22 protein-coding genes are annotated in these 22,658 nt (G+C 63.5%); 10 read left to right on the forward strand and 12 right to left on the reverse strand.

Annotated features, from left to right (window positions below; translation table 11 throughout):
* Positions 1-87 precede the first annotated feature (87 nt).
* Positions 88-861, reverse strand: coding sequence for a glutamine amidotransferase (locus HDIA_RS08945; RefSeq protein WP_099555852.1), 774 nt, complete (start codon positions 859-861; stop codon positions 88-90).
* 361 nt (positions 862-1,222) lie between these two features.
* On the opposite strand from HDIA_RS08945, the gene HDIA_RS08950 reads away from it, so the two are divergent.
* From HDIA_RS08950 to HDIA_RS08965, 4 genes are all read left to right on the forward strand, one after another.
* Positions 1,223-2,269: a LacI family DNA-binding transcriptional regulator gene (locus HDIA_RS08950; RefSeq protein ID WP_099555853.1), complete on the forward strand. Its 1,047-nt coding sequence runs from the start codon at positions 1,223-1,225 to the stop codon at positions 2,267-2,269.
* A gap of 305 nt (positions 2,270-2,574) precedes the next feature.
* Positions 2,575-3,171 carry an ATP-dependent Clp protease proteolytic subunit gene (locus HDIA_RS08955; protein ID WP_173796304.1) on the forward strand — a complete coding sequence of 199 codons (597 nt, stop codon included), beginning with the start codon at positions 2,575-2,577 and terminating at the stop codon, positions 3,169-3,171.
* A gap of 97 nt (positions 3,172-3,268) precedes the next feature.
* The gene (locus HDIA_RS08960; protein ID WP_157775441.1) at positions 3,269-3,652 is read left to right on the forward strand and encodes a hypothetical protein; all 384 of its coding nucleotides are present in this window, start codon (positions 3,269-3,271) and stop codon (positions 3,650-3,652) included.
* A gap of 200 nt (positions 3,653-3,852) precedes the next feature.
* Entirely contained in the window at positions 3,853-4,662 is an 810-nt protein-coding gene (locus HDIA_RS08965) for a YdcF family protein (protein ID WP_099555855.1), read from the forward strand.
* A 46-nt stretch (positions 4,663-4,708) separates the two neighbouring features.
* On the opposite strand, the gene HDIA_RS08970 is transcribed toward HDIA_RS08965, so the two are convergent.
* Positions 4,709-4,987, reverse strand: a complete 279-nt coding sequence (locus tag HDIA_RS08970; RefSeq protein ID WP_245884213.1) for a DUF3253 domain-containing protein — start codon at positions 4,985-4,987, stop codon at positions 4,709-4,711.
* Between the two features lie 44 nt (positions 4,988-5,031).
* Positions 5,032-5,721, reverse strand: coding sequence for a DUF599 domain-containing protein (locus HDIA_RS08975; RefSeq protein WP_099555856.1), 690 nt, complete (start codon positions 5,719-5,721; stop codon positions 5,032-5,034).
* A gap of 538 nt (positions 5,722-6,259) precedes the next feature.
* Here HDIA_RS08975 and HDIA_RS25965 point away from each other — a divergent pair.
* Positions 6,260-6,385, forward strand: coding sequence for a hypothetical protein (locus HDIA_RS25965; protein WP_281259986.1), 126 nt, complete (start codon positions 6,260-6,262; stop codon positions 6,383-6,385).
* Between the two features lie 194 nt (positions 6,386-6,579).
* Here the strand turns inward: HDIA_RS25965 and metC are convergent, their stop codons facing one another.
* Positions 6,580-7,761 carry a cystathionine beta-lyase gene (metC, locus tag HDIA_RS08980; RefSeq protein WP_099555857.1) on the reverse strand — a complete coding sequence of 394 codons (1,182 nt, stop codon included), beginning with the start codon at positions 7,759-7,761 and terminating at the stop codon, positions 6,580-6,582.
* A gap of 441 nt (positions 7,762-8,202) precedes the next feature.
* Between metC and HDIA_RS08985 the strand changes: the two genes are divergently transcribed.
* The 5 genes from HDIA_RS08985 (at position 8,203) to HDIA_RS09005 (ending at position 13,317) form a co-directional block, all read left to right on the forward strand.
* Positions 8,203-9,222 (forward strand): amino acid ABC transporter substrate-binding protein, encoded by a 1,020-nt coding sequence (locus tag HDIA_RS08985; RefSeq protein ID WP_099555858.1) that lies wholly within the window; start codon positions 8,203-8,205, stop codon positions 9,220-9,222.
* A gap of 267 nt (positions 9,223-9,489) precedes the next feature.
* Complete coding sequence (locus tag HDIA_RS08990; protein ID WP_099555859.1) at positions 9,490-10,695, forward strand: amino acid ABC transporter permease; 1,206 nt, start codon at positions 9,490-9,492, stop codon at positions 10,693-10,695.
* 3 nt (positions 10,696-10,698) lie between these two features.
* Entirely contained in the window at positions 10,699-11,829 is a 1,131-nt protein-coding gene (locus tag HDIA_RS08995; RefSeq protein WP_099555860.1) for an amino acid ABC transporter permease, read from the forward strand.
* 125 nt (positions 11,830-11,954) lie between these two features.
* Positions 11,955-12,734, forward strand: coding sequence for an amino acid ABC transporter ATP-binding protein (locus tag HDIA_RS09000; RefSeq protein ID WP_099555861.1), 780 nt, complete (start codon positions 11,955-11,957; stop codon positions 12,732-12,734).
* Between the two features lie 187 nt (positions 12,735-12,921).
* Entirely contained in the window at positions 12,922-13,317 is a 396-nt protein-coding gene (locus HDIA_RS09005; protein ID WP_099555862.1) for a rhodanese-like domain-containing protein, read from the forward strand.
* Here the strand turns inward: HDIA_RS09005 and HDIA_RS09010 are convergent, their stop codons facing one another.
* The 8 genes from HDIA_RS09010 to HDIA_RS09050 all read right to left on the reverse strand — a co-directional run bounded on the left by HDIA_RS09010 (position 13,318) and on the right by HDIA_RS09050 (position 22,566).
* Positions 13,318-13,797: a GNAT family N-acetyltransferase gene (locus HDIA_RS09010; protein ID WP_099555863.1), complete on the reverse strand. Its 480-nt coding sequence runs from the start codon at positions 13,795-13,797 to the stop codon at positions 13,318-13,320. It abuts the gene before it with no gap.
* A 4-nt stretch (positions 13,798-13,801) separates the two neighbouring features.
* On the reverse strand, positions 13,802-14,557 hold the full coding sequence (locus tag HDIA_RS09015; RefSeq protein WP_099555864.1) for an SDR family NAD(P)-dependent oxidoreductase: 756 nt from the start codon (positions 14,555-14,557) through the stop codon (positions 13,802-13,804).
* 37 nt (positions 14,558-14,594) lie between these two features.
* Positions 14,595-16,079 (reverse strand): amidophosphoribosyltransferase, encoded by a 1,485-nt coding sequence (gene purF / locus HDIA_RS09020; RefSeq protein WP_099555865.1) that lies wholly within the window; start codon positions 16,077-16,079, stop codon positions 14,595-14,597.
* Between the two features lie 298 nt (positions 16,080-16,377).
* Complete coding sequence (locus tag HDIA_RS09025) at positions 16,378-17,013, reverse strand: CvpA family protein (protein ID WP_099555866.1); 636 nt, start codon at positions 17,011-17,013, stop codon at positions 16,378-16,380.
* A gap of 396 nt (positions 17,014-17,409) precedes the next feature.
* Positions 17,410-18,822, reverse strand: a complete 1,413-nt coding sequence (gene radA / locus HDIA_RS09035) for a DNA repair protein RadA (protein WP_099555868.1) — start codon at positions 18,820-18,822, stop codon at positions 17,410-17,412.
* Positions 18,823-19,016: 194 nt separating this feature from the next.
* A complete protein-coding gene (locus HDIA_RS09040) occupies positions 19,017-20,657 on the reverse strand; it encodes a BCCT family transporter (RefSeq protein ID WP_099555869.1) in 1,641 nt (546 codons plus the stop codon).
* Positions 20,658-20,708: 51 nt separating this feature from the next.
* Positions 20,709-21,134, reverse strand: coding sequence for a universal stress protein (locus HDIA_RS09045; RefSeq protein ID WP_245884214.1), 426 nt, complete (start codon positions 21,132-21,134; stop codon positions 20,709-20,711).
* 193 nt (positions 21,135-21,327) lie between these two features.
* A complete protein-coding gene (locus HDIA_RS09050; RefSeq protein ID WP_099555871.1) occupies positions 21,328-22,566 on the reverse strand; it encodes an MFS transporter in 1,239 nt (412 codons plus the stop codon).
* Positions 22,567-22,658 lie beyond the last annotated feature (92 nt).

The following is a 22,658-nucleotide window of genomic DNA, read 5'->3' on the forward strand; positions in this document are numbered from 1 at the left end:
TCCTGGCGGCCGCCCGGGTCAATTCCTGTGGAACCCGGGCGATCGCGTTCGTGCCGCCGGCAGAACCTGCCGGCAAAATTCGGGGCATCAGGCCTTCGCCGTCAGCCAGTCCAGCATGTTGATCCAGAGCTGCCGGTAGCCGGACCATTCGACAAAGGCATTCGGCAGCCAGTGCGGGCCGATGTCCGAGGTCCAGGCAAGCGTCCGCCCGTTGCCGTAGCGTCCCGTCACGAGCAGCGGATGGCTGCCTTCCTCCTCGGGAAGCTGGGCGATCACATCGACGTCCGGGCTGCGCTTGACGCGGACTTCGTTGGCGCCGAGTAGCAACGGCCATTCGCCAGGAAGTCCGGCGAGGATGGCGTGATCGGGCTTGACGAAATCCGGGGTGAAGCCCTCGGGGATTTCCAGCCGGTCGTCGTAAGGCAGGCATTCCACCGGCAGCGTCCGCTCGACGGGCGTTGCCCGCCAGCGCGCCTTGCCGTCGATGCCCTGGAAGCTGAAATAGCCGCCGAACATCGCCAGCGCGCCGCCTGCCGCCACATAGGCCTCAAGCAGTTTCAGCCGGTTGACGACCGGATTTCCGTGCAGCCAGACCTGCGGATGCAGCAGCAGGGAGTTGGAGCCGACGTCGGACAGAAGGAGCGCGTCATACTCCTGCAGGCCGTCGAGCGAGAAGGGCAGGGCCTCCACGGCTTCGTGCGCCGGCATCTGCCGGACGTCGTAGTCGCTGTCGGACAGGGCCTTGAGCAGCGGCTCCGCGCCCGAATGGAAGGTTACGCTGCCGAACTGGTCGAAGCCCTTGTAGTGGGTTGCGGAACTCATCCAGGTTTCGCCGATCAGCAGGATTTTCTTCTTTGACACGTCACACCCCAGTCTCAGGTCTTGTCCGGCTCGGCCGTGTCGCGGCTTGAACCGTTTCGGATTGAAGGCAGCTTGAATTGAACCGGTTCAAGTTTCAAGGGGATGTTTTGGGCAGAGTGCAAAATTTTTCGGCGGGAAGGGCGCCATCGCTGCCCTTGAGGTCGGAAATGAACTGTTTCAATAATGAAAACGGACACTTCGCGGTGGGTCATCGTTCCAGTGCTGTCGAGGCAAGGCAGATGCGGACACTTTTCGCGGGCTCGCTGATGTGCAAATAAGCGTTGGACGGGAATGTTGGCCCCTTGATGTGGCGTCTTCGCGTCCTCTGTGGGCAGGCGAGCAATGAACCCGGGGAGCCGGAATGGCGGTTGAGGGCGGCAAGGGCAAGAGCCGGAAGAAGATCACCATCCGGGATGTCGCACGTACGGCGGGCGTCTCCATCGGCACCGTGAGCGCGGTGATCAATGGCGGCAGCACGGTCGCGGCCGAAACGCGTCGCAGGGTCGAGGCCTGCATTGCCGAGATCGGCTTTGAGCCCAACAATTCGGCCCGCAGCCTGAAGCGCGGACGCATCTCGTCCATCGGCTTCATCGTCCCGGACCTCGGCAATCCGTTCTTCGCCGCCGTCGCCGAGGGGGTTCAGGATGGCCTCGGCGATGCCGATGTGCTGCTCGTCCTCTGCATGACCGGGGCAAGCGCCGAGCGCGAGGATTACTATGCCAAGGTCCTTCGCACCCAGAGGCTCGACGGCGTCGTCTATCTGTCAGGCACGGGTTTGCCGAGTCCGTCCTTTCTGGAACTTGCCCGCAAGGGTGCCGTGGTGTTCGTCGACGAACGCCTCCCCGGCGTCGACATTCCCTTCATCAACGCCGCCAACAGGGATGGCGCTCGTGATGTCGCCCGGCATGTGATCGAGGCCGGCCACCGCGACGTCGCGGTCATCACCGGTCCGCCGAGACTCTGGACCAGCGAGCAGAGACTGGCCGGCTATCGCGAGGCCTTCGCCTTCGCGGGTATCGACCCCGACACCGTCACCTACGTTCAGGGCGACTACACCGAGGCGAGCGGCTACGAGGCCGGACGGCAGCTCCTCGCAGAATCATCACGGGGATCACGTCCAACGGCGGTTCTTTGCGCCAACGACCTGATGGCCATGGGCCTCATTCGCCGTTGCCGCGAAGAAGGGCTGAGGCTGCCCGACGATCTTTCCATCGCGGGATTCGACGATGTCCCCTCCGCCGCCTTGCTCGATCCGCCGTTGACGACGGTCGCCCAGCCCGGCCGGGAGATGGGGGCTGCCGCCGCCAAGTGGTTGTTGAAGCTTATCGGAATCTCCGACGCGATGCCCGGGCAGACGGAATTTCCGACAAGCGTGCGGATCAGGGGATCCGTCGCCACGCGAGCGTGAGCGCGGCGCTCAAGGTCCTGAACAAGACAAAGGAAAGGCTGTGTCGAGCGCATGCCCGCTTTCGGTTGCCGTCCGCGAACAAAGTAGGCTAGTGTCCGCGCCGGGCGTCGCCGGTTGCATGCTTCGCATGTGGCTGCGGCTCCATCTTTCGCCCCGGACTGGCGCCCTGCGATTGGCGGCCGGCCGAGGCAAGGACATGCGGCTTATCTAGCCTGATCGGGAAACGCCGCCGAGCGGCGATCCGGCCAGGCCGACCAATGGGTGAAGTGAATCTCATGATTTCCAAGGGTTATCCTGAAAACCTCATGTCGCGGCTCGATGACGAGGAAGACGAGAAGACCGAGAAGGCCAAGGAAGCCGCGCCCCAGGTCGACAAGTATCTCTTTCAGTCGCGCACGGTGCTGATCACCGGTTCCATCACCCAGGAACTGGCGCGCGACGTCACCTCGCGTCTTCTGGCGCTGTCGCAGGCCTCGTCCGATCCGATCACCGTGATCGTTTCCTCGCCCGGCGGCCACGTCGAATCGGGCGACATGATCCACGACATGATCCGCTTCGTTCCGGCGCCGGTGAACATCCTCGGCACCGGCTGGGTCGCCAGCGCCGGCGCGCTGATCTACGTTTCGGTACCCAAGGAGCGCCGCTTCTGCACGCCGAACACGCGCTTCCTGCTGCATCAACCGTCCGGCGGCGCCGGCGGTCAGGCGACCGACATCGAGATCCAGGCCCGCGAGATCATCAAGATGCGCGACCGCCTCAACAAGATCTTCGCCGCGGCGACCGGCCAGCCCCTGGAGCGCATCTCCAAGGACACCGACCGCGACTACTGGATGGGTCCGGAAGAGGCGATCGAATACGGCCTCGCCGGCAAGATCGTCAACAATTCCGGCGAGATCGCGTAAAGGTCCTTGCAGACCGATTCCACGCGTCAAACCCTGCGACCGGAGGCATGACGGCCGCAGGGCAGGTGAGTTCAAGAAGAAGAGGCGAGACGTCGAGATGAGCGAGTTTCGTGCGTGGCGCCGGCAGCTCGGGCGTCTGATCGCGGCGGCGGCTGTTGGAGCGGCTGTGATTGGAGCAATCGGGCAGATCACCGCGAGAGCCGAGTCTCCCAGCCCTTACGACATGAAGTATGCGACCTTCAGCGCGCCGTCGGGCGTTCCGATGCGGTCGGCCATGCAGGACGGCGCTTCGGTCGTCGGCACGATCCCGGCGGGTGGCAAGGGCATCGTCATGCGCTGGTGCCGGCCGGAGTTTCCCTTCGGTGCGTGGCAGTTCGGCGGCGCGAAGATGCAGCGCCAGCTTCTCGACCAGCGCTGGTGCGAGGTGTCCTACAAGGGCAAGATCGGCAACGTCGACGGGCACATGCTGGCTCCGGAATAGACCGGGCAGGGGACGCGGCGACCGGCGATTGAAGTCACGAGCGGTCTGGCCGCCCGGCCAGCACCGATGGCGCATCCGGCGACGTTGTCATAAGGGTATTGCGTTGATCCACGATGGTCCGACGTATGGGTCGGGCACCGGCCGGATTGTCTATCGGCGGGCCCATTGGCCACGCCGACGTCCCAGCTCGGATATTCCGGATGTTCTTTTTCTTCTCGAAGTTCATTTTTCTGTTCCTGAGGCCCTCGAATTTCATCGTCCTGCTCCTGCTGGGCGGGACAATCCTGCGTATGCGCGGCCGGATGCGGCTCGGCGGTACGCTGTCCTTCATGAGCCTCGTTCTGCTGGTGCTTTGCGGCTGGGGCGGCGTTTCGTTTCTCGGTCTTTCGCCGCTGGAGAACCGGTTTCCGCAGATCCATGAGCTGGACAAGGCGCCGACCGGCATCATCGTGCTCGGCGGTGCGATCAAGGCGGAACTGTCCAGCGCCCGCGGCAGCATCGAGATGGACGAAGGCTCCGAACGCCTGATCGCCGGCGCCGAACTGGCGCGGCAATTTCCCGACGCGCGCGTCCTCTTCACCGGAGGGTCGGGTGTCTTCATCGGCGACGACACGCCCGAGGCGGTCTTTGCAAAGAAGCTGCTGCTGCAACTCGGTGTCGAGCCCTCGCGGCTCGAAATCGAATCCGCCTCGCGCAACACGCGGGAAAATGGCATCTTTTCCAAGAGCATGGTGAACCCGAAGCCGGGGGAAACCTGGCTGCTCGTCACCTCGGCCTGGCACATTCCCAGATCGATGGGTGTTTTCCGCAAGGCCGGCTGGCCCGGCCTCGTGGCCTATCCGGTCGACTTCCGCACAAGCCCGCGCGACACGATCCTCGGCGGCTATTACGCATCCGATGGTCTGACGTTGACCGATATCGCCGCCAAGGAGTGGATCGGCCTGGTCGCCTATTACATTGCGGGCTACACCGACGCCCTGTTCCCCGGCCCCGGCGACCTCCAGCCGTGACTGGTCACGGCCGCCGGAACGGATTGATAGGAAAGGGCAGGGCCGGTCAGGTCGGATGACGGCTCGGCAGGTCGAGCCGGTAGACGCCCTTGAACCCCGATGGATCGACCGGCTTGCCTTTGCGCAGGATGACGATCTGCCCCGATTTCGCGAGAACCACCGCCTGCGCCCGGATGCGGCCTGCCAGCAGCCGCCATTTCGCCGAATCCGACCCTGCAAGCCGCCTTGCGACATCGTCCGGGCTGATCGAGCGGCCCGTCGCCGTCATCAGGTCGAGGATCGCCTCGGCGATGGCGCCGTCGGAAACATGGGGAGCATCGGACACGTCGGGTAATCTCCGGTAAAGGCAGGCTCGGCAGCGTGGGAGCCTTATGACCGCAACGCTTTTGCGGCGCGGGAGAAATACTGCCGGCGCAGCAGGACGACAAGCACAAGCGTCGACGTGACGATCAGGCTGGTGCCGCCTGCGAACCAGCCGAGATAGCCGATCGACAGGAAAAAGGCCCTGAGCCCGCGGTTGAAGTGCCGTCCGGCGAGGATGTTGAACGTCGCCGCGCGATCGATGGCTTGTTGCATTTCCTCGCTGCCCACCAGTTCCTTGGGCGGCAGGGCGCCGACGAGGATCGAGCAGTAGTTGAAGAGGCGGTAGGCCCAGCCGAACTTGAAGAAGGCATAGGCATACATCAGCAGGAGGCCCATGACCTTCACTTCCCAGTTCTGCTGGCTGACGTTGATCGGGAGCGGCAGGTCGCGGACCACCTCGATCACCCTGTCGGTGGAGTTGAGCAGGGCAAAGCAGCCGCCGAGCGCCAGAAGCGACGTCGAGGCGAAGAAGGCCGTGCCGTTCTGCAGGCCCGAGATGATGCTGGTGTCGATCATCCTGAGGTCCCGCGCCGCGGCGCGCCTGATCCACTCCGCCCGCTGCCGGTTCATGTTGCTCGACAGCGAATGCGAGCCGAATCGGGCGCCTTCCACAACAAGCGAGAAGAAGAGCCAGATGCCGGCGAACCAGACGCCGGCGATGAGGTCGATTGTGGAAAAGGACTGAAGACTGGACACGATGGCGCTTTCGCTTGTCGGTGCGGCAAGGCTGACGGGAGGGGCAATGGGCCGGGCTGGACTGTCCACGCAGGGTTGTCGGCTCGGGGATGGAACTCTACTGCCCGTGCGCAGCTGCCAGAGGCCAATTGACTGATTCAGGGTAGGGAATGCGCCGCGTCGGTCATGTCTGTAAAGCCGTCTGATGAGGAGCAACGGTTTTCACGGTTCCGGTTTCTCCCTTCATAATTGTTCATCTGTTTGGCTGCCGGAGGACCACTTTGCCACAAAGGTTTACGCGAAAGATCAATTTGTGGCGTCAACGTGGCAAAAAAGTGGTTGAGGGCGAAGACGGTCAGAGGACGGCAATTCCCTGAAATTAATAAATTCTTTACCTAATCCCTGCAGTTTCTGCATAGCCGCCCCCAAAAACGGCTCTTGCACTGCAGAGCGGAGGCGACTAAACGAAAGCTGTCTACGGTCACAAATGCGGTGGCAGCGAGGCAATGTGCGCACCGCATGCGTTAACACAAAGACCGGAGTGATGGAGCAAGATCTCATGGACGATAACGTTCAGAAATCCTGCTGGGGAGTAACGACCTGGACGGTGGTTGCTCTCGGCAGCGTACTGGTACTCGCCTATTTGCTCGGCGGTTTTGAAACCGTCGCGATTGCTGCAAAATAAAAATCATCAAAAATAAAGCGGCAGGGATGTCCCGCCGGGACATACGGGGAATTCATAAGGCGCGGCCCGCGGAGCCGCGCCTTATCCATTTCTGGCCCTCTGTTCCTGCCGCCGCCAACCGCTCGGCGACCTTGCCGTGTGCCGGCAATGGCAGAGCGGCGTTGGCGGTCGACGTTGGCGAGCGGCGCGCTTGATCAAGTCGCCGCGCTGAAGCGATCCAGACCGGCCTCCAGATCGGCGATCAGGTCGCCGGCATCCTCCAGTCCGATATGCAGGCGAATGAGATGGCCCTTTTCGGTCCATTCGCTGGCCGTGCGGATCCTGGCCGGCTTCGAGAGGATGGCCAGGCTTTCAAATCCGCCCCAGGAATAGCCGAGCCCGAAGAGCTTGAGCCCGTTCAGAAGCGCCTTGACCGCCGCGAAGGGGGCCTCCTCCGTCACGAAGGAAAAGAGACCGCTCGAGCCCGTGAAGTCCCTGGCCCAGAGCGCATGGCCGGGATGGCCGGGCAGGGCCGGATGCAGCACCCGCTTGACCTCGGGCCGGCCGGTGAGCCAGCGGGCAACCTTGAGCGCGCTGTCCTGATGTCGCTGCAGACGCACGCCGAGCGTCCTGAGGCCCCGCAGGGCAAGGAAGATGTCATCCGGGCTGGCGCAGAGGCCAAGGGATCCATGCGTCTCCTTGAGCGGGCCGAACGCCTCGGCATTGGCCGTTACCGAGCCGAAGATCGCATCCGAATGGCCGACGAGATATTTCGTCCCGGCGGAGATCGAAAGGTCAAAACCGTGGTCCAGCGGACGGAAGAAGACGGGCGTTGCCCAGGTGTTGTCCATCAGGAGCCGCAGGCCGGCCGTCTTGGCGGCCGCGACGATCGCGGCGATATCGGGCATTTCGAACGTGAGCGAGCCCGGCGCCTCGACATAGATCGCTCGTGTCTGCGGCGTGATGAGGCTGCTGATGTCGGCCCCGATCAGCGGATCGTAGTAGGTCGTCGTGATGCCCATGCGCACGAGGACCGTATCGCAGAGATGGCGGACGGGTTCGTAGACGCTGTCGATCATCAGCAGATGATCGCCGGAATTCAGGACGGACAGGAGCGCCGTCGAGCAGGCGGCAAGGCCCGATGGCAGCAGCACCGACCCGGCGCCGCCTTCCAGTTCCGTCAGCGCCTCTTCCAGGCTCCGGGAGGTCGGATTGCCGCGCCGCCCGTAGGTGTAGGGCTGTCCTCCGGCCTGCATTGTCTCGAGATCGGGATAAAGGACCGTTGAGCCGTGGATGACGGGCGGATTGACGAAACCGAACTGCTGGTCGGGATGGCGACCCTCATGGGCAAGGCGGGTCATGATGTCGAGATTGGAATGGTCCGGTTGCTGGCTCATGTCTGGGTCCGGTTGCAGGGAAGAAGAGCTGGTCCTTGGCGGCCGGCAAGGCGCGCCCGAAGCAGGCGACACGAGCCAACAACCATGCTTTGTGGCCATCATCAACGGTCATTCGTGTCATTTTTTTGTGCAAATTGAGCAAACGCCCGGGCGGTTGGCAAATCCGCAGAGCCACCATGCGCTCGCTGGCAGGTAACGGAAAACACAGAAAAAAGGGCGGAGGTCCCATCCCGGATGGTGCATGTGGACGATGATTGATCAGCCTATTTTGCGGTCATTCATGGTTTCAATAAGGGCTTGACCGTCACCGGGAATTGGCCTGTAGTCGTAAAGCGCAGGCATTTAAGGCCTGAACGCGCCCGATTTGAAGCCGCGCAACAAGAAGCGGCAGGCGCGAACGCCAACGACATCAACAGTCAAACCTGGTACAGGGGCATTTCAATGAAAAGCAGGTTTCTTCCGGTCCTCGCGGGCGCAGTACTGGCTACGGTCGCCGCGTCCGCTGTGCACGCCACGACGCTTGACGATGTCAAGAAGAAGGGTTTCGTGCAGTGCGGCGTGAGCACCGGACTTGCCGGTTTCTCCAACCCGGACGACAAGGGCGATTGGACTGGTCTGGACGTGGACTACTGCCGCGCCGTCGCCTCCGCCGTCTTCGGCGATCCGAAGGCCGTCAAGTTCTCGCCGCTTTCCGCCAAGGAGCGCTTCACCGCGCTGCAGTCCGGTGAAATCGACGTTCTGTCGCGCAACACCACGTGGACCATGTCGCGCGACACCCAGATGGGTATCGTCTTCGCTGGCGTGACCTACTACGACGGCCAGGGCTTCATGGTTCCGAAGTCGCTTGGCGTCACCTCGGCCAAGGATCTCGACGGCGCTTCGGTCTGTGTCCAGCAGGGCACGACGACCGAACTCAACCTGACGGACTACTTCAAGGCCAGCGGCATGACCTTCAATCCGGTCGTGTTCGAGAAGCTCGACGAGGTCAACGCCGCCTATGACAGCGGCCGTTGCGACGTCTACACGACGGACTCCTCGGGCCTCTATGCCATCCGCCTGACGATGTCCAACCCGGACAACCATATGGTTCTCCCGGAGATCATCTCCAAGGAGCCGCTTGGCCCGTCCGTCCGCCAGGGCGACGAACAGTGGTTCGCCATTGCCAAGTGGGTCTACTACGCGCTGCTCAATGCCGAGGAAATGGGCATTACCCAGGCGAACGTCGAGGAAATGAAGTCCTCCGAAAATCCGAACGTCAAGCGCCTGCTCGGCGTTGATGGCAACTTCGGCGAATCCATCGGCCTCGACGCCGACTGGGCCGTCAAGGTCATCAAGGGCGTCGGAAACTACGGCGAGATCTTCGAGCGCAATGTGGGCAAGAACACCCCGCTCGGAATCGCCCGCGGACTGAATGCGCTGTGGACCGAGGGTGGTCTGCAGTACGCGCCGCCGATCCGCTGATCGAAGGCTGAAGCGACAGGCCCGATATCGGCCGTCTGCTACCGGTTGCGCTCGATGAAGCGGAGCCTGGCGGGTGTCGTGTCGATATCGGGTTGTCCCTCAAAGGCAGGTCCGCCCTGTATGCCCGATGCGGTGGCAGGGTGGGGAGCCTGTAGGGTCTGGTAAGACTGTCTGGCGCTCACTCACGTAGCGGAGCGCGCGGACAAGCTTTTGCCGGAGCGTTCCTTCGCTGCAAGAGGCCGTCAAGAACGGCCGGGATGGTGAGCCATGGCTGTCCAGGACGATGCGGGCCAAACCCGTTCACGAGGAGCCGCTCTGCCGGCCTTCGTCTATGACCCGGTTATCCGCGGGTATATCTTTCAAGCACTTATGGCAATCCTGATCGTTTGGGGTGCCTACGACATCATCTCCAACACGATTGCCAATCTGCAGCGCGCGAACATCGCGTCCGGCTTCGGCTTTCTGGAGAACAGGGCCGGGTTCGAAGTTTCCCAGTCGCTCATCGATTACTCCTCGGATTCGAGCTACGGCGACGCCTATCTCGTCGGCCTGCTGAACACCCTGCTGATCGCCGTTCTCGGCATCTTCTTCGCCACCATCGTCGGCTTCGTGATGGGCATCGCGCGCCTGTCGCCGAACTGGCTCTTGCGCAAGGTCGCCACCGTCTACGTCGAGATCTTCCGCAATGTCCCGGTCCTGCTCCAGCTTCTCTTCTGGTACAAGGCCGTCCTGGCGCTGCTTCCCTCGCCCAAGCAGGGCATCGAATTCAGCTGGCTCGGCGCCAATCTCAGCAATCGCGGCCTGATCGTCCCGCGTTTCGTTCCTGAGGAGGGGTTCTCCGTCGTCACGATCGCGTTCGTGATCGCCATTGTCGCGACATTCCTGGTGGCGCGATGGGCGAAGGCGCGGCAGATGGCGACCGGCCAGCCTTTCCACACATTCTGGGTCGGGCTCGCCATCATAATCGGCCTGCCGCTCCTGGCCTTCCTGGTCATGGGCCTGCCGATGTCCATCGAGACGCCGGTTCTCAAGGGCTTCAATTTCCAGGGCGGCATCGCCCTGAAGCCCGAGTTCCTCGCCTTGCTGCTCGGGTTGACCATCTATACGTCCACCTACATCGCCGAGATCGTGCGTGCGGGCATCAGGGCCGTGAGCTGGGGCCAGTCCGAGGCCGCCTTTGCCCTCGGCCTTCGCCCGGGACTGACGACGCGGCTGGTGATCATTCCGCAGGCAATGCGGGTGATCATTCCTCCGCTCACCAGCCAGTATCTGAACCTGACCAAGAACTCTTCGCTGGCGGTCGCGATCGGATATCCCGACCTCGTTTCGGTCTTTTCCGGAACGGTCCTGAACCAGACCGGGCAGGCCGTCGAAGTGATCATCATCACGATGGCGACCTATCTGGTCTTCAGCCTGGCCACGGCCACGTTCATGAACTGGTTCAATAGCCGTATGCGTCTGGTGGAGCGGTAAATCATGGCCAATTCAGCGATTTCCTATGTCAGCACGGCGGAAATTCCGCCGTCTCCGCCGCCGGGCAATGCCATTGGACCTCTCGCCTGGGTCCGGCAGAACCTCTTCGCCACGCCGGCCAACTCGGCGACCACGATCATTGTCGGTCTATTGGTCGCCTGGTACCTACCGCCGATCCTGAACTTCCTGTTCTTTCACGCGGTCTGGGAAGGCGAGGGCCGCGATGCCTGCGTCGTCGAGGGCGCGGGCGCCTGCTGGGCTTTTGTCAGCGCGAAGTTCGGCCAGTTCATTTACGGTCGCTATCCCGATCCGGAGCGCTGGCGCGTCAATCTGGTCTTCATCCTCTTCGCCGCGGGCTTGATCCCGATCGCGATCCCGAAGGTGCCGTACAAGGGGCTGAACGCCGTCTACATGCTGGCGGTCTTTCCGGTCCTGGCCTTCTTCCTGCTGACCGGAGGCTATTTCGGTCTGGAGCCCGTCGAAACCGCGCTGTGGGGCGGCCTTCTGGTGACCCTCGTTGTCGCGGTCACCGGCATCGCCGCCTCGCTGCCACTCGGCATCCTGCTGGCACTCGGTCGACAATCGAAATTGCCGGTCATCAAGACGGCGTCGGTGATCTTTATCGAGTTCTGGCGCGGCGTCCCGCTGATCACCGTTCTCTTCATGTCGAGCGTGATGTTGCCGCTGTTCCTGCCGCCCGGCACGAACTTCGACAAGCTTCTTCGCGCGCTGGTGGGTGTGGCGCTCTTCTCCTCCGCCTATATGGCCGAGGTGATCCGCGGTGGTCTGCAGGCCATCCCGAAGGGGCAGTATGAAGGCGCGGCGGCCATGGCGCTCGGCTACTGGCAGTCGATGTATCTGGTGATCCTGCCGCAGGCGCTGAAGATCGTCATTCCCGGCATCGTCAACAGCTTCATCGCCCTCTTCAAGGACACGAGCCTCGTGCTCATCATCGGCATCTTCGACCTTCTCGGCATCGTGCAGCTCAACTTCACGGATCCGAACTGGTCGAGCCCGGTGACGCCGGCGACAGGCTACATCTTCGCGGCCTTCGTCTTCTGGATCTTCTGCTTCTCGATGTCGCGCTACTCCATGTTCGTGGAACAGCGGCTCGACACCGGGCACAAGCGATAGGACCGGCAGCGTGCATCCGGGGCCGAAGGTGAGCCCCGGCTGCACGCAGGCTTCGAAACCGAGACAAGAAATCCGGAAAATCCGGACCAGCATTAAATTGCGCCATCAGGCAGGGGAACCGAATTATGAGCAGCGTGGCATCCGAAACCCCCTCGGGTATGACGATCAGCAACGAGGTCGCGATCGAACTGATCGGCGTCAACAAGTGGTACGGCGAGTTCCACGTTCTTCGCGATATTGACCTGACGGTCTATCGCGGCGAGCGCATCGTCATCTGCGGTCCGTCCGGCTCTGGCAAGTCGACCATGATCCGGTCGATCAATCGCCTCGAAGAGCACCAGAAGGGCAAGATCGTCGTCGACGGCATCGAACTCACCAACGATCTGAAGAAGATCGAGGAGGTGCGGCGCGAGGTCGGCATGGTGTTCCAGCACTTCAACCTCTTCCCGCACCTGACGATCCTTGAAAACTGCACCCTCGCGCCGATCTGGGTTCGCAAGATGCCCAAGAAGCAGGCCGAGGAAATCGCCATGACCTATCTGGAGCGCGTGCGCATTCCCGAGCAGGCGAACAAGTATCCGGGCCAGCTGTCCGGCGGCCAGCAGCAGCGCGTGGCCATCGCCCGCTCGCTGTGCATGAACCCGAAGATCATGCTCTTCGACGAGCCCACCTCGGCGCTCGACCCGGAGATGGTAAAAGAGGTGCTCGACACCATGATCGGCCTCGCCGAAGAGGGCATGACCATGCTCTGCGTCACGCACGAGATGGGCTTCGCCCGGCAGGTCGCCAACCGCGTGATCTTCATGGACCGCGGTCAGATCGTCGAGCAGAACGAGCCGAACGCGTTCTTCTCCAACCCGCAGCATGAGCGCACCCAGTTGTTCCTCAGCCAGATCCTGCACTGATCGGACTGGACGGAACGGTCGGCGCGTGAGCGCTGATCGCCGGGACTGAATTGCAGCCGGATGCCTATGGTGTCCGGCTGTTTTCGTATCCTCCGGCTGCTGCCGCGACAGCGGAATCGTCTGGCATCCACGATGTCGGGTGGTAATCTTCGCGAACTGTGATTTGGGGCGGGGAGGAACGGGATCGATGAAAAAGGGATACAAGGCACTGCTCGACGAGGCGAATGCGCTGATCGAAACCCTGCCCCTGGAAGACGCCATGGCGCTGCACGGGGCGGAGGATGTGCTCTTTGTCGACCTGCGGGACCGGCGCGAACTGGAACGGGAAGGGCGTATCCCGGGTGCCTTTCATTGCCCGCGCGGCATGCTGGAATTCTGGATCGATCCCGAGAGCCCCTATCACAAGACGCTGTTCGCCGAGCCCAAGCGCTTCGTCTTTTATTGCGCCAGCGGCTGGCGGTCGGCCCTTGCCACGAAGGCGGCTGCCGAGATGGGGCTTGAGAACGTCGCCCATGTCGGTGGCGGCTATAACGCCTGGAAGGCAGCCGGCGGCCCGACGGAGACGCTCGAGAAGAAGGACTGATCAGCCGGCCAGCCGGTAGATCATGCGGCCGTTCCGCTTGCCTTGCTCATCGGTCCGGGCAAAGCCGCATTTTTCCAGCACGTGGCTGCTCGCAAGATTGTCGGGGCTGCATTCGGCGTGGATCGGTGCTCGCGGGGCGTCGGCCTTGAGCCAGTGCAAGAGGCCGCGCAGCGCTTCGGTTGCGTAACCCTTGCCCCGATAGTCGTGGCCAATCCAGTAGCCGACTTCAATGTCGGTCCCCTCTTCGCGTGCGCAAACAACGCCGACCAGAGCGAAACCGTTGTGCAGGCCAAAGAAGGTCCACGGTGCGCCGTTGGCTGCAATCAGCGCCATTGCGTCGTCACTGGTGAAGGGAGATGGCAGATCGTCCATCGCTCCCGTGATGGACGGATCGTCGGTCAGGTGCCGCAGCGGCTCGCAATCGGGGCGGGCGAGGGGATAGGCCTCAAGCCGCACGGTGCGAAAGCCGGAGACCAGCATCGGCTCATTCTTCCGGCAGAGGCATCTGCGGCACGAGCCACTCGTCGGTCGGGAAGTCGTAGATCAAACCCGTGCGCGACTGCTCCGGCGCCACCATTTCAAGGACGAAGGGCGCGAGGTCTTCCGGCGTTTTCAGGATCATCGGGTCTTCGCCCGGCATGGCCTGCGCCCGCATGCGGGTGCGCAGCGCGCCCGGATTGAGCAGGTTGGCCCGCACGTTGCTCGTCGTAGCATTCTCCGCCGCATAGGTACGCACCATGACTTCGAGCGCCGCCTTGGAGACCGCATAAGGCCCCCAGTAGGCCCGGCACTTGTGCGCGGCGCCCGAGGTGACGAAGACCGCGCGGCCCGCAGGCGACTGCCGCAGCAGCGGGTCGAAGGAGCGGATCAGGCGCCAGTTGGCGTCGATATTGACCCGCATGACCTCGTCCCAGCGCTTGGGATCGACATGGCCAAGCGGCGAGAGCGGCCCGAGGACGCCGGCATTGCCGACGAGAACGTCGAGCCGGCCGTAGCGCTCGTAGACCGTCAGACCCAGCCGGTCGATGGCCGGGCTGTCGGTGAGATCCATCGGAACGAGCGTGGCGCTGCCGCCGGCGGCCTGGATTTCGTCGTCAAGTTCCTCAAGGCCGCCCTGCGTGCGCGCCACGGCGATGACGTGGTGGCCAGCCTTGGCGAGCTCCAAGGCAATGGCACGCCCGATGCCACGCGAGGCACCGGTCACCAGCGCGATACGGTTGTCCATGGTTTCGGTGGCCATGACGCGCGGGAACTCCAATCGAACGGTTGAACTGGGATCAGGAGACGTCCGACAGCAGCGAAAGCTGGCGGATGTTGTTGGGGCCGGAGCGGTCGGTCAGCACTGTCGGGTAGTCGCCGGTAAAGCAGGCATCGCAATACTGCGGAATGTCGTTGTTCCGCCGCGCCTCGCCCACAGCGCGGTAAAGGCCGTCGATCGACAGGAACGCCAGGCTGTCCACGTTGATGTAGGACGCCATTTCGCTGATCGACATGCGCGAGGCGAGCAGCTTGCCCTTCTCCGGCGTATCGACGCCATAGAAGCAGGAATCCTTCGTCGGAGGGCTGGCGATGCGCATGTGCACCTCGGACGCTCCGGCATCGCGCACCATCTGCACGATCTTGAGGGACGTCGTGCCGCGCACGATGGAGTCGTCGACGAGAACGACGCGCTTGCCGGCGATCACCGCCCGGTTGGCGTTGTGCTTCAGCTTGACGCCCATGTTGCGGATCTGGTCCGACGGCTCGATGAAGGTGCGCCCGACGTAGTGGTTGCGGATGATACCCAGATCGAACGGAATGCCGGACGCCTCGGCAAAGCCGATCGCAGCCGGGGTGCCGGAATCGGGCACCGGAACCACGACGTCGGCGTCCACCGGCATTTCCCGGGCAAGCTCTTCGCCAATGCGCTTGCGCACATTGTAGACGCTCGTGCCGCCGTGAACCGAATCCGGCCGCGCGAAATAGACATACTCGAAGATGCAGAAACGCGAGCGCTGGCTCTCGAAGGGGCGGATGCTTTCGACGCCATCGGGCGTGATGACCACCATCTCGCCGGGCTCGACCTCGCGCAGGAAGCGGGCGCCGATGATGTCGAGGGCGCAGGTTTCCGACGCGAGCACCGTCGCCCCGTCGAGGTGGCCAAGCACCAGCGGGCGGATGCCGAGCGGATCGCGGCAGCCGATGAGCTTCTTCTCCGAGACGCAGACGAGCGAATAGGCCCCCTCGATCCGCTTCAGCGCATCGATGATGCGGTCGACCAGATGCTCCTTGGCACTCGTCGCGATGAGATGGAGGATCGTTTCCGTGTCGGAGGTCGACTGGAAGATCGACCCGCGCCGCTGCAACTCCTTCTGGAGGGTCAGGGCGTTGGTGAGGTTGCCGTTGTGCGCTACGGCAAAGCCGCCGCCGGCGAATTCGGCAAAGAGCGGCTGGACGTTGCGGATGCCGCTGTCGCCGGTCGTCGAATAGCGGTTGTGGCCGATGGCGCGGTCGCCGGGCAGGCGCGCGATGACCGAGGGCTTGGTGAAATTGTCGTCGACGAGGCCGACGTGGCGTTCGGTGTAGAACTGCGTGCCGTCATAGGTGCAGATGCCGGCCGCTTCCTGCCCCCGGTGCTGGAGCGCATGCAGTCCGAGCGCCGTCAGTGCCGCGGCGTTCTGCGCCCCGAACACGCCGAACACACCGCATTCCTCGTGAAAGCGATCGTCATCGCCGCCATCCGCGCCCTCGCGGGCGAAGGGATGCAAGGAGAAATCACTCATCGGCAGCACTCCGGGCCACAAAACTGGAACGGCTGTAACTTTTGGGGGCAGCGAAAGCAACCCTGAACCGGCTCATATCCGCCATGTGCTCATTGCAGGGGCGCAATTCAACTCGCCGGTCTGCCCCGGAACGGTTGTACAGCCCGGATTTGCTGCAAAGACTTGAGCAAAAACCGCAACGGTCTTTCGAACCAGCGATGCAAATCCTTGCCGCGCAACCGCGGTTTTTGCTTCAGGACGCAGGCGCCGGCACGGACGGTACATCATCGGCTCTCTTCCGTCCCGGAAGCCGCGGGCTCTACTGTTCGCCGGTCGACTGGATCAGCTGATCGAGGCCGTTCTGCTCGTTCTTCTTGTAGTCGCTGTCGTTGGCGGGCGTCTCGGTCGTGTTTGTCGCGGGAGCCGTGGTGTTGCGTTCCGGATTGCGGAACTGGTCAAGCACCGCCTGTTCCGGATCGGCCGGCAGCGCGGCCTGGAGCTGGTTGCCGAGGGCGATCAGCAAGGGGCGCGACTTGGCCTCCGCGATCCAGCGCGGATAGGTGTCGATATCCGGCATGAACCAAGTGAAGAACATCATGCCCACCACGACCAGAAGCAGGCCGCGCAGGGCACCGAAGACAAACCCGAGCGTCCGGTCGAGCGCGCCGATGCGGCTGTCCAGCACGAGGTCGGAGATGCGCATCGTGATGAAGCTGACGATCAGCAGCGTGATGAGAAAGATGCTGCCTGCCGCGACCGCGATCTGGATCGGCTTGTAGCTGATGTGCTGCTGCACATAGGGCAGGAGGTCGTCATAGAAGAGATAGGCTGCCCCCGCGGCGGCAATCCAGGAGACGATGGACAGGACCTCGCGCACAAAGCCGCGGATCATCGCCAGAACCGCCGAAATCATCATAATGACCAGCAGGATTCCGTCGAGCAGCGTAATCGGCATCGTTCTACTTCCACTTCCCCCGAGAAAGGCGCGCCGGCTCCCGTTCGGGGTTGGACGCCTTCCGAATGTCTTTCCGCTTCGGCCCGGACGATACGCTCCCGACGACACGTTCCGGCTGGCCACGTCGACCGACAATCCTCATGTCGCGGGCAAAATGCACCGCCATGTCGGGCGCACCCGCGATCCGATGCGATCCACCGGCGGCCATCCGTGCCCCGTCCTCCGGCAAGAAAGGAGGATGGATCGCACCCTCCACCAGAGCCGCCCGGCGGAACGCCCTGCCGCAGTGTATGGCCGCAAGGTAAACGCTAGCCACGAATCGCGCCAGCATCACGCAGTCTTATTAACCTTGGCAGATTGCAGACACCATATTTTTCGGCATGGCACAAGCGCCGCTCACTCCGCCGCCCGCCCCATCTGTTCCTGCCTTCCATGCGCTCTCGCCGCCACGCGGGCGACGAGATCGGCAAGCTGCTCGACCGTGTCGAGCCTCATGGGAGAGGGGCCGCGCTCCTCGCCGCCCCGGCTTGCGGGGGCAACGGCGGTCATAAATCCGAGTTTCTCCGCTTCCTTCAGTCGCAGCATGGCGTGGGCGACCGGGCGCACGAGACCGGAAAGGCTCACTTCGCCAAAGAAGACGCTGGTCGGGTCGAGCGTCGCACCGGCAAGGGAAGAGACGAGAGCGGCGGCAACGGCAAGATCGGCCGCCGGTTCCTGGATGCGCAGGCCGCCGGCGATGTTGAGATAGACATCGTGCTGGCCGAAGCGCACGCCGCAATGGGCTTCGAGCACGGCGAGGATCATGGAAAGGCGCGCGCTGTCCCAGCCGATGACGGCGCGGCGCGGCGTGCCGAGGGGCGAGGGCGCCACGAGGGCCTGGACCTCGACGAGGACCGGGCGGGTGCCCTCCATGCCGGCAAAGACGGCCGCGCCCGGGCTCGCGCGGCTGCGTTCGCCAAGGAAAAGCTCGGACGGATTGGGCACCTCGCGCAGGCCCTTGCCGGTCATTTCGAAGACGCCGATCTCGTCGGTCGGGCCGAAGCGGTTCTTGACCGCGCGCAGGATGCGGAAGTGACCGGCGTTGTCGCCCTCGAAATAGAGGACGGCGTCGACCATGTGCTCGACGACGCGCGGACCCGCGATGGTGCCCTCCTTGGTGACGTGGCCGACGAGGACGACGGTTGCGCCGCTCTCCTTGGCATAGCGGATCAGCGCCTGGGCGGACGTGCGCACCTGCGCCACCGATCCGGGCGCGGATTCGGCCATTTCCGTCCAGATCGTCTGGATGGAATCGATAATCACGAGGGCGGGGCGCTCGCCGGCTTCCAGCGTCGTCAGGATGTCCTCGACGCTGGTCTCGGCGGCAAGCTGCAACGGTGCATCCAGAAGGCCGAGGCGTTCGGCCCGAAGGCGAACCTGCGCGACGGCTTCCTCGCCGGAGATATAGACGACCCGCTGGCCCCGGCGGGCAAGTTCCGCGGCGGCCTGGATCAGGATGGTCGACTTGCCGATGCCGGGATCGCCGCCGACGAGCAGGGCCGACCCGCGCACGAAGCCGCCGCCGGTGACCCGGTCGAACTCACCGATTCCCGAGACGATGCGCGGCGCGCTGTCCGTCGCGCCGACGAGCGGCAGCAGGGGCACGACCCGGCCCCGGCGCGGCTTGCGGCCCGGACCGCCGCCGATGCCGCCGCCGTCCATCTCCTCGACGATCGAGTTCCACTCGCCGCAGGCCTCGCATTTGCCTGCCCATTTGGTGGTGACGCCGCCGCAGTGCTGACAGACAAATCGTGCGTTTCGCTTGGCCATGGATCTCTCGATGCTGCAGAATCAACTGCATCAGACCAGAATGTTCCTGTTTTGTCCATTGCTGTTCGCGGGAATTCTTCTTGGAACATCAGTCCATGGATCGCCCGCGGCGATCCCGGTGCATGGGAGCGAGGACCCGCAGCGGGGCGCCCGATGGTCTGACCGGGCGCCCTTCGTATGGGTTCACCCGGTCATCAGACTGGCTCGGTCCGCAGGCCCTTGAAGATCGCCCAGCACATCAGGAGAAGCACCAGAGTGAAGGGCAGGCCGGTCGAGATCACCATCGCCTGCAGCGCACTGAGCCCGCCGCCGATCAGCAGCACGATCGCCACCGCACCCTCGAAGGTGGCCCAGAACACGCGCTGCGGCACAGGCGCGTCGACCTTGCCGCCGGCGGTGATGGTGTCGATCACCAGCGAGCCTGAGTCCGACGAGGTGACGAAGAAGACGATCACCAGCACGATCGCGATCACGGAGGTAATCGAGGAGAAGGGCAGGCCTTCCAGCATCGCGAACAGCGACAGCGGCGGATTGTAGCTGTCGATCACATTGGCCTTCACCGCCGATGACGCAGGATCCGACAGCACCTGGTCGATGGCGACGCCGCCGAAGACCGCCATCCACAGGACGCAGACGAGCGAGGGAATGATCAGGACGCAGGTGATGAATTCACGCACCGTGCGCCCGCGCGAGACACGGGCGATGAACATACCCACGAACGGCGACCACGAGATCCACCAGGCCCAGTAGAAGGCGGTCCAGCCGTCGCGATAGGCATCGTCGGTCCGCCCGATCGGATTGGACAGAGGGATGATGTCCTTGGCATAGGCGACCAGGCCCTGGCCGAAATCGGTGAGGATCAGCACGGTCGGGCCGACAAAAAGCACGAACAGCAGCAGCAGCGCCGCGATGGCCATGTTGATCTCCGACAGGAGCTTCACCCCGCCGTCCAGCCCGCGCAGGACCGAGAACAGGGCGATGCCGGTGATCGCGGTGATCAGGACGACCTGCACCGGGATACTGATCGGGATGCCGAAGACATGGTTGAGCCCGGCATTGGCCTGCTGCGCGCCGAAGCCGAGTGAGGTGGCAAGGCCGAAGAGCGTGGCGAAGACGGCGAGGATGTCGATGACATGGCCGGTCCAGCCCCAGATGCGTTCGCCGAAAATCGGGTAGAAGGCCGAACGGATCGTCAGCGGCAGGCCCTTGTTGAACGAGAACAACGCCAGCGCCAGGGCGACGATGGCATAGATGGCCCAGGGATGCAGGCCCCAGTGATAGATCGTCGCCGCAAGCCCCATCGCCTTGGCCTGATCCACATTCGCGGCGATGATGTTGCCGTCGGCGTCGAAGGGGGAGGGCGTGCCGAGCGGGCTCGAGATCGCCATGTGATAGACCGGCTCGAGCACGCCGAAGAACATCAGCCCTATGCCCATGCCGGCGGCAAACAGCATCGCGAACCAGCCGATATAGGTGAAATCGGGCTTGGCATCCTTGCCGCCCAGCCGGACTTTCCCCCAGGGGCTGACGATCAGGAACAGGCAGAAGATGACGAAGATGTTGGCCGAGGTGAGGAAGAACCAGTCGAAGGTCGAGGTCAGCCACGGTCGCAGCCAGCCGAAGACCGCTCCGGCCTGCTCGGGCAGCGCCAGCGCGTAGAAGACGAAGGCGACGATGCTCAGCGCCGAGACCATGAAGACGGGATTGTGGACGTCGAAGCCGAACGGCCCCACTTGTCCCTCCAGATTGTCCTGGCCGATCTCGTAATCGGTGTAGATAAGACCGGTATGCCCTTCCGGAGCGGGTATGCCTGCAGTGTCTCCAGCATTCGACATGTGCCGTCCTCCTCTCGCTCGTTTCGGGTTTGTAGAGTGATGGTCCTGCGCTCAGCCGCGCACCAGGAAGACCGAAGCCCGGGCGTGGTTGGCCAGATAGCCACCGTGCGAGGACCAGACGTAGTCGGTCACATTCGGAATGTGGGTCGCCATCACCACCAGATCGGCGCCGGTTTCCTCGGCGGCCTGGGTCAGCTGGCTGTCGAGATCGATCGCCGGGTCGTTGGCGACAATCATATGGGTTTGGGCGCTGTGGCCATGTGCATCGGCCTGAGCCGCTGCGAATTGTTTCAGCTTCTCGCTGTATTCCGCCGGGTTGTGCCCCAGTTCTCCAGGTTCAGGGCTGGTGACGCCGACATAGGTGACTGTGGCATTATTGGATTTTGCCAATTCGGCTGCGATGTTCAACGCCTTGCCCATGGAGGGCGTGTGACGCAAATCCACCGGAATCATGATTTTTTTGAACATAGACTTCATCCTCATGTCTCCGTGAGGACCAGCCTAGGGGGGCGATGCCGGCCTGTCCACCGGCAGACGCTAAGACGTCATACAAATTTTTCCGAAAGACGGTCGTTCGCCGGAGACGTTCCGTCGTCCGCAATCGTTCCAGGGTCGACCCAGACAACAGCCGTTTGGGTCCGCCCCCCGAACTCGCGGCGCAAGGACGATCTCAGCCTGCGGCCTCGCGTCGTTGCACGGTTCTCGTGGCGCTCAGAAGTGCGAATGAGGCGACAACGCACCAGGCCGCCATCCAGAGCATCTGGCTCGGCAATCCGACGCCAAGATCGATGAGAGCGCCGGTCAGCCCCGGGCCGATCGCCGTCGAGAGGACCATGGCGGCGACGACGATGGCCCGGATCCCTCCGAGGTTGGCGACGCCATAGACTTCCGGCCACAGCGCGCCGAGCAGGGTCGAGGTGAAGCCGAAGCTGATGCCGAGCAGCAACATGAAGAGATAGACGCCCCAGACGGGCGTCACGAGACCGACGGCGGCAGAAGCGACGGCAAGAGGCGCGAGAAAGAACGGCAGTAGCCTGAGCGCGCCGAAGCGGTCGACGAGGTAGCCGCAGACGAATCCGGCCACGATGGTCGTCACCGACATGACGGGAAAGGCGATGGCGAAGACCAGCGGATCATAGCCCCTGAGTTCGATCAGGTAGCCCTGGTGGAAGAAGACCACGGTGCCGATGAAGGCCGGTGCGAGGATGCCCACGAGCAGCAGGTAGAGCACCGGATCGCGGATGACCTCCTTGCGTGACCAGTCCCGGGCCGTGCGTGGGCCGGCGACGGTCGTCTCCTGCGACTGTGGCACGCGCTCCACCCGCATCAGGCCGACGATCGCCGGAAGACCGACCAGCAGGACGAGGGCGGCGGAGGCAAACCATGCCATCCGCCAGTCGCCGCTGGATTGCGTGATGAAGATCACCACAGCCGGGAAAATCGTCGAGCCCAGTTGCTGGCCGGGCGTGATGAGCGCCATCGCCCGTCCGCGGTTGGCCGCGAACCAGCGTCCGATTTCCGTCAGGGCGATCTCGGTCATCATCCCCTGCCCAAAGAGCCGGAGCAGGTAGATCGCGATGGCGAGGACGGCGACATTCGGAGCGAGCGCGATGAGGACGCAGGCAAAGGCCAGCGCGGGCATGGAGAAGCGGGTGACCTTCCAGCCCGGCATCAGGTCGAGGGTGCGCCCGAGCCACGGCAGGCTCGCAGCGCTCGCCAGCGTCGCGACCATGTAGATGGCGCCGAATGCGCCGCCGGAAAGGTTGAAGGTCTGGCGCAGGTCATTCCCCGACAGCCCGATGAAGAACGTCTGCCCGAAGGAGGAGAAGAGGGTCAGCAGGAAGCCACCACCGAGCCAGCGGGCGTTGTCTCGGACGAAGCGGGAATTCTCGCGAAGAACTGTAAGCATGCCTTCGCTTTATTTCATTCCCGTGGCCCGAGGAAGAGGCGTCGATCGGCTTCCGCGCGGGCGGAGAGAAATTGCGGGGGATGGTTGGAGAT

This window comes from Hartmannibacter diazotrophicus, assembly GCF_900231165.1.
GTDB classification, from domain to species: Bacteria; Pseudomonadota; Alphaproteobacteria; order Rhizobiales; family Pleomorphomonadaceae; genus Hartmannibacter; species Hartmannibacter diazotrophicus.

What these genes read in the sequence shown, in the direction of transcription:
- HDIA_RS08950 (WP_099555853.1), top strand. Translation starts at nt 1,223, where the DNA reads ATGGCGGTTGAGGGCGGCAAGGGCAAGAGCCGGAAGAAGATCACCATC.
- HDIA_RS08955 (WP_173796304.1), top strand. Translation starts at nt 2,575, where the DNA reads ATGTCGCGGCTCGATGACGAGGAAGACGAGAAGACCGAGAAGGCCAAG.
- HDIA_RS08960 (WP_157775441.1), top strand. Translation starts at nt 3,269, where the DNA reads ATGAGCGAGTTTCGTGCGTGGCGCCGGCAGCTCGGGCGTCTGATCGCG.
- HDIA_RS08965 (WP_099555855.1), top strand. Translation starts at nt 3,853, where the DNA reads ATGTTCTTTTTCTTCTCGAAGTTCATTTTTCTGTTCCTGAGGCCCTCG.
- HDIA_RS25965 (WP_281259986.1), top strand. Translation starts at nt 6,260, where the DNA reads ATGGACGATAACGTTCAGAAATCCTGCTGGGGAGTAACGACCTGGACG.
- metC (WP_099555857.1), bottom strand. Translation starts at nt 7,761, where the DNA reads ATGAGCCAGCAACCGGACCATTCCAATCTCGACATCATGACCCGCCTT.
- HDIA_RS08985 (WP_099555858.1), top strand. Translation starts at nt 8,203, where the DNA reads ATGAAAAGCAGGTTTCTTCCGGTCCTCGCGGGCGCAGTACTGGCTACG.
- HDIA_RS08990 (WP_099555859.1), top strand. Translation starts at nt 9,490, where the DNA reads ATGGCTGTCCAGGACGATGCGGGCCAAACCCGTTCACGAGGAGCCGCT.
- HDIA_RS08995 (WP_099555860.1), top strand. Translation starts at nt 10,699, where the DNA reads ATGGCCAATTCAGCGATTTCCTATGTCAGCACGGCGGAAATTCCGCCG.
- HDIA_RS09000 (WP_099555861.1), top strand. Translation starts at nt 11,955, where the DNA reads ATGAGCAGCGTGGCATCCGAAACCCCCTCGGGTATGACGATCAGCAAC.
- HDIA_RS09005 (WP_099555862.1), top strand. Translation starts at nt 12,922, where the DNA reads ATGAAAAAGGGATACAAGGCACTGCTCGACGAGGCGAATGCGCTGATC.
- HDIA_RS09010 (WP_099555863.1), bottom strand. Translation starts at nt 13,797, where the DNA reads ATGCTGGTCTCCGGCTTTCGCACCGTGCGGCTTGAGGCCTATCCCCTC.
- HDIA_RS09015 (WP_099555864.1), bottom strand. Translation starts at nt 14,557, where the DNA reads ATGGCCACCGAAACCATGGACAACCGTATCGCGCTGGTGACCGGTGCC.
- purF (WP_099555865.1), bottom strand. Translation starts at nt 16,079, where the DNA reads ATGAGTGATTTCTCCTTGCATCCCTTCGCCCGCGAGGGCGCGGATGGC.
- HDIA_RS09025 (WP_099555866.1), bottom strand. Translation starts at nt 17,013, where the DNA reads ATGCCGATTACGCTGCTCGACGGAATCCTGCTGGTCATTATGATGATT.
- radA (WP_099555868.1), bottom strand. Translation starts at nt 18,822, where the DNA reads ATGGCCAAGCGAAACGCACGATTTGTCTGTCAGCACTGCGGCGGCGTC.
- HDIA_RS09040 (WP_099555869.1), bottom strand. Translation starts at nt 20,657, where the DNA reads ATGTCGAATGCTGGAGACACTGCAGGCATACCCGCTCCGGAAGGGCAT.
- HDIA_RS09045 (WP_245884214.1), bottom strand. Translation starts at nt 21,134, where the DNA reads ATGAAGTCTATGTTCAAAAAAATCATGATTCCGGTGGATTTGCGTCAC.
- HDIA_RS09050 (WP_099555871.1), bottom strand. Translation starts at nt 22,566, where the DNA reads ATGCTTACAGTTCTTCGCGAGAATTCCCGCTTCGTCCGAGACAACGCC.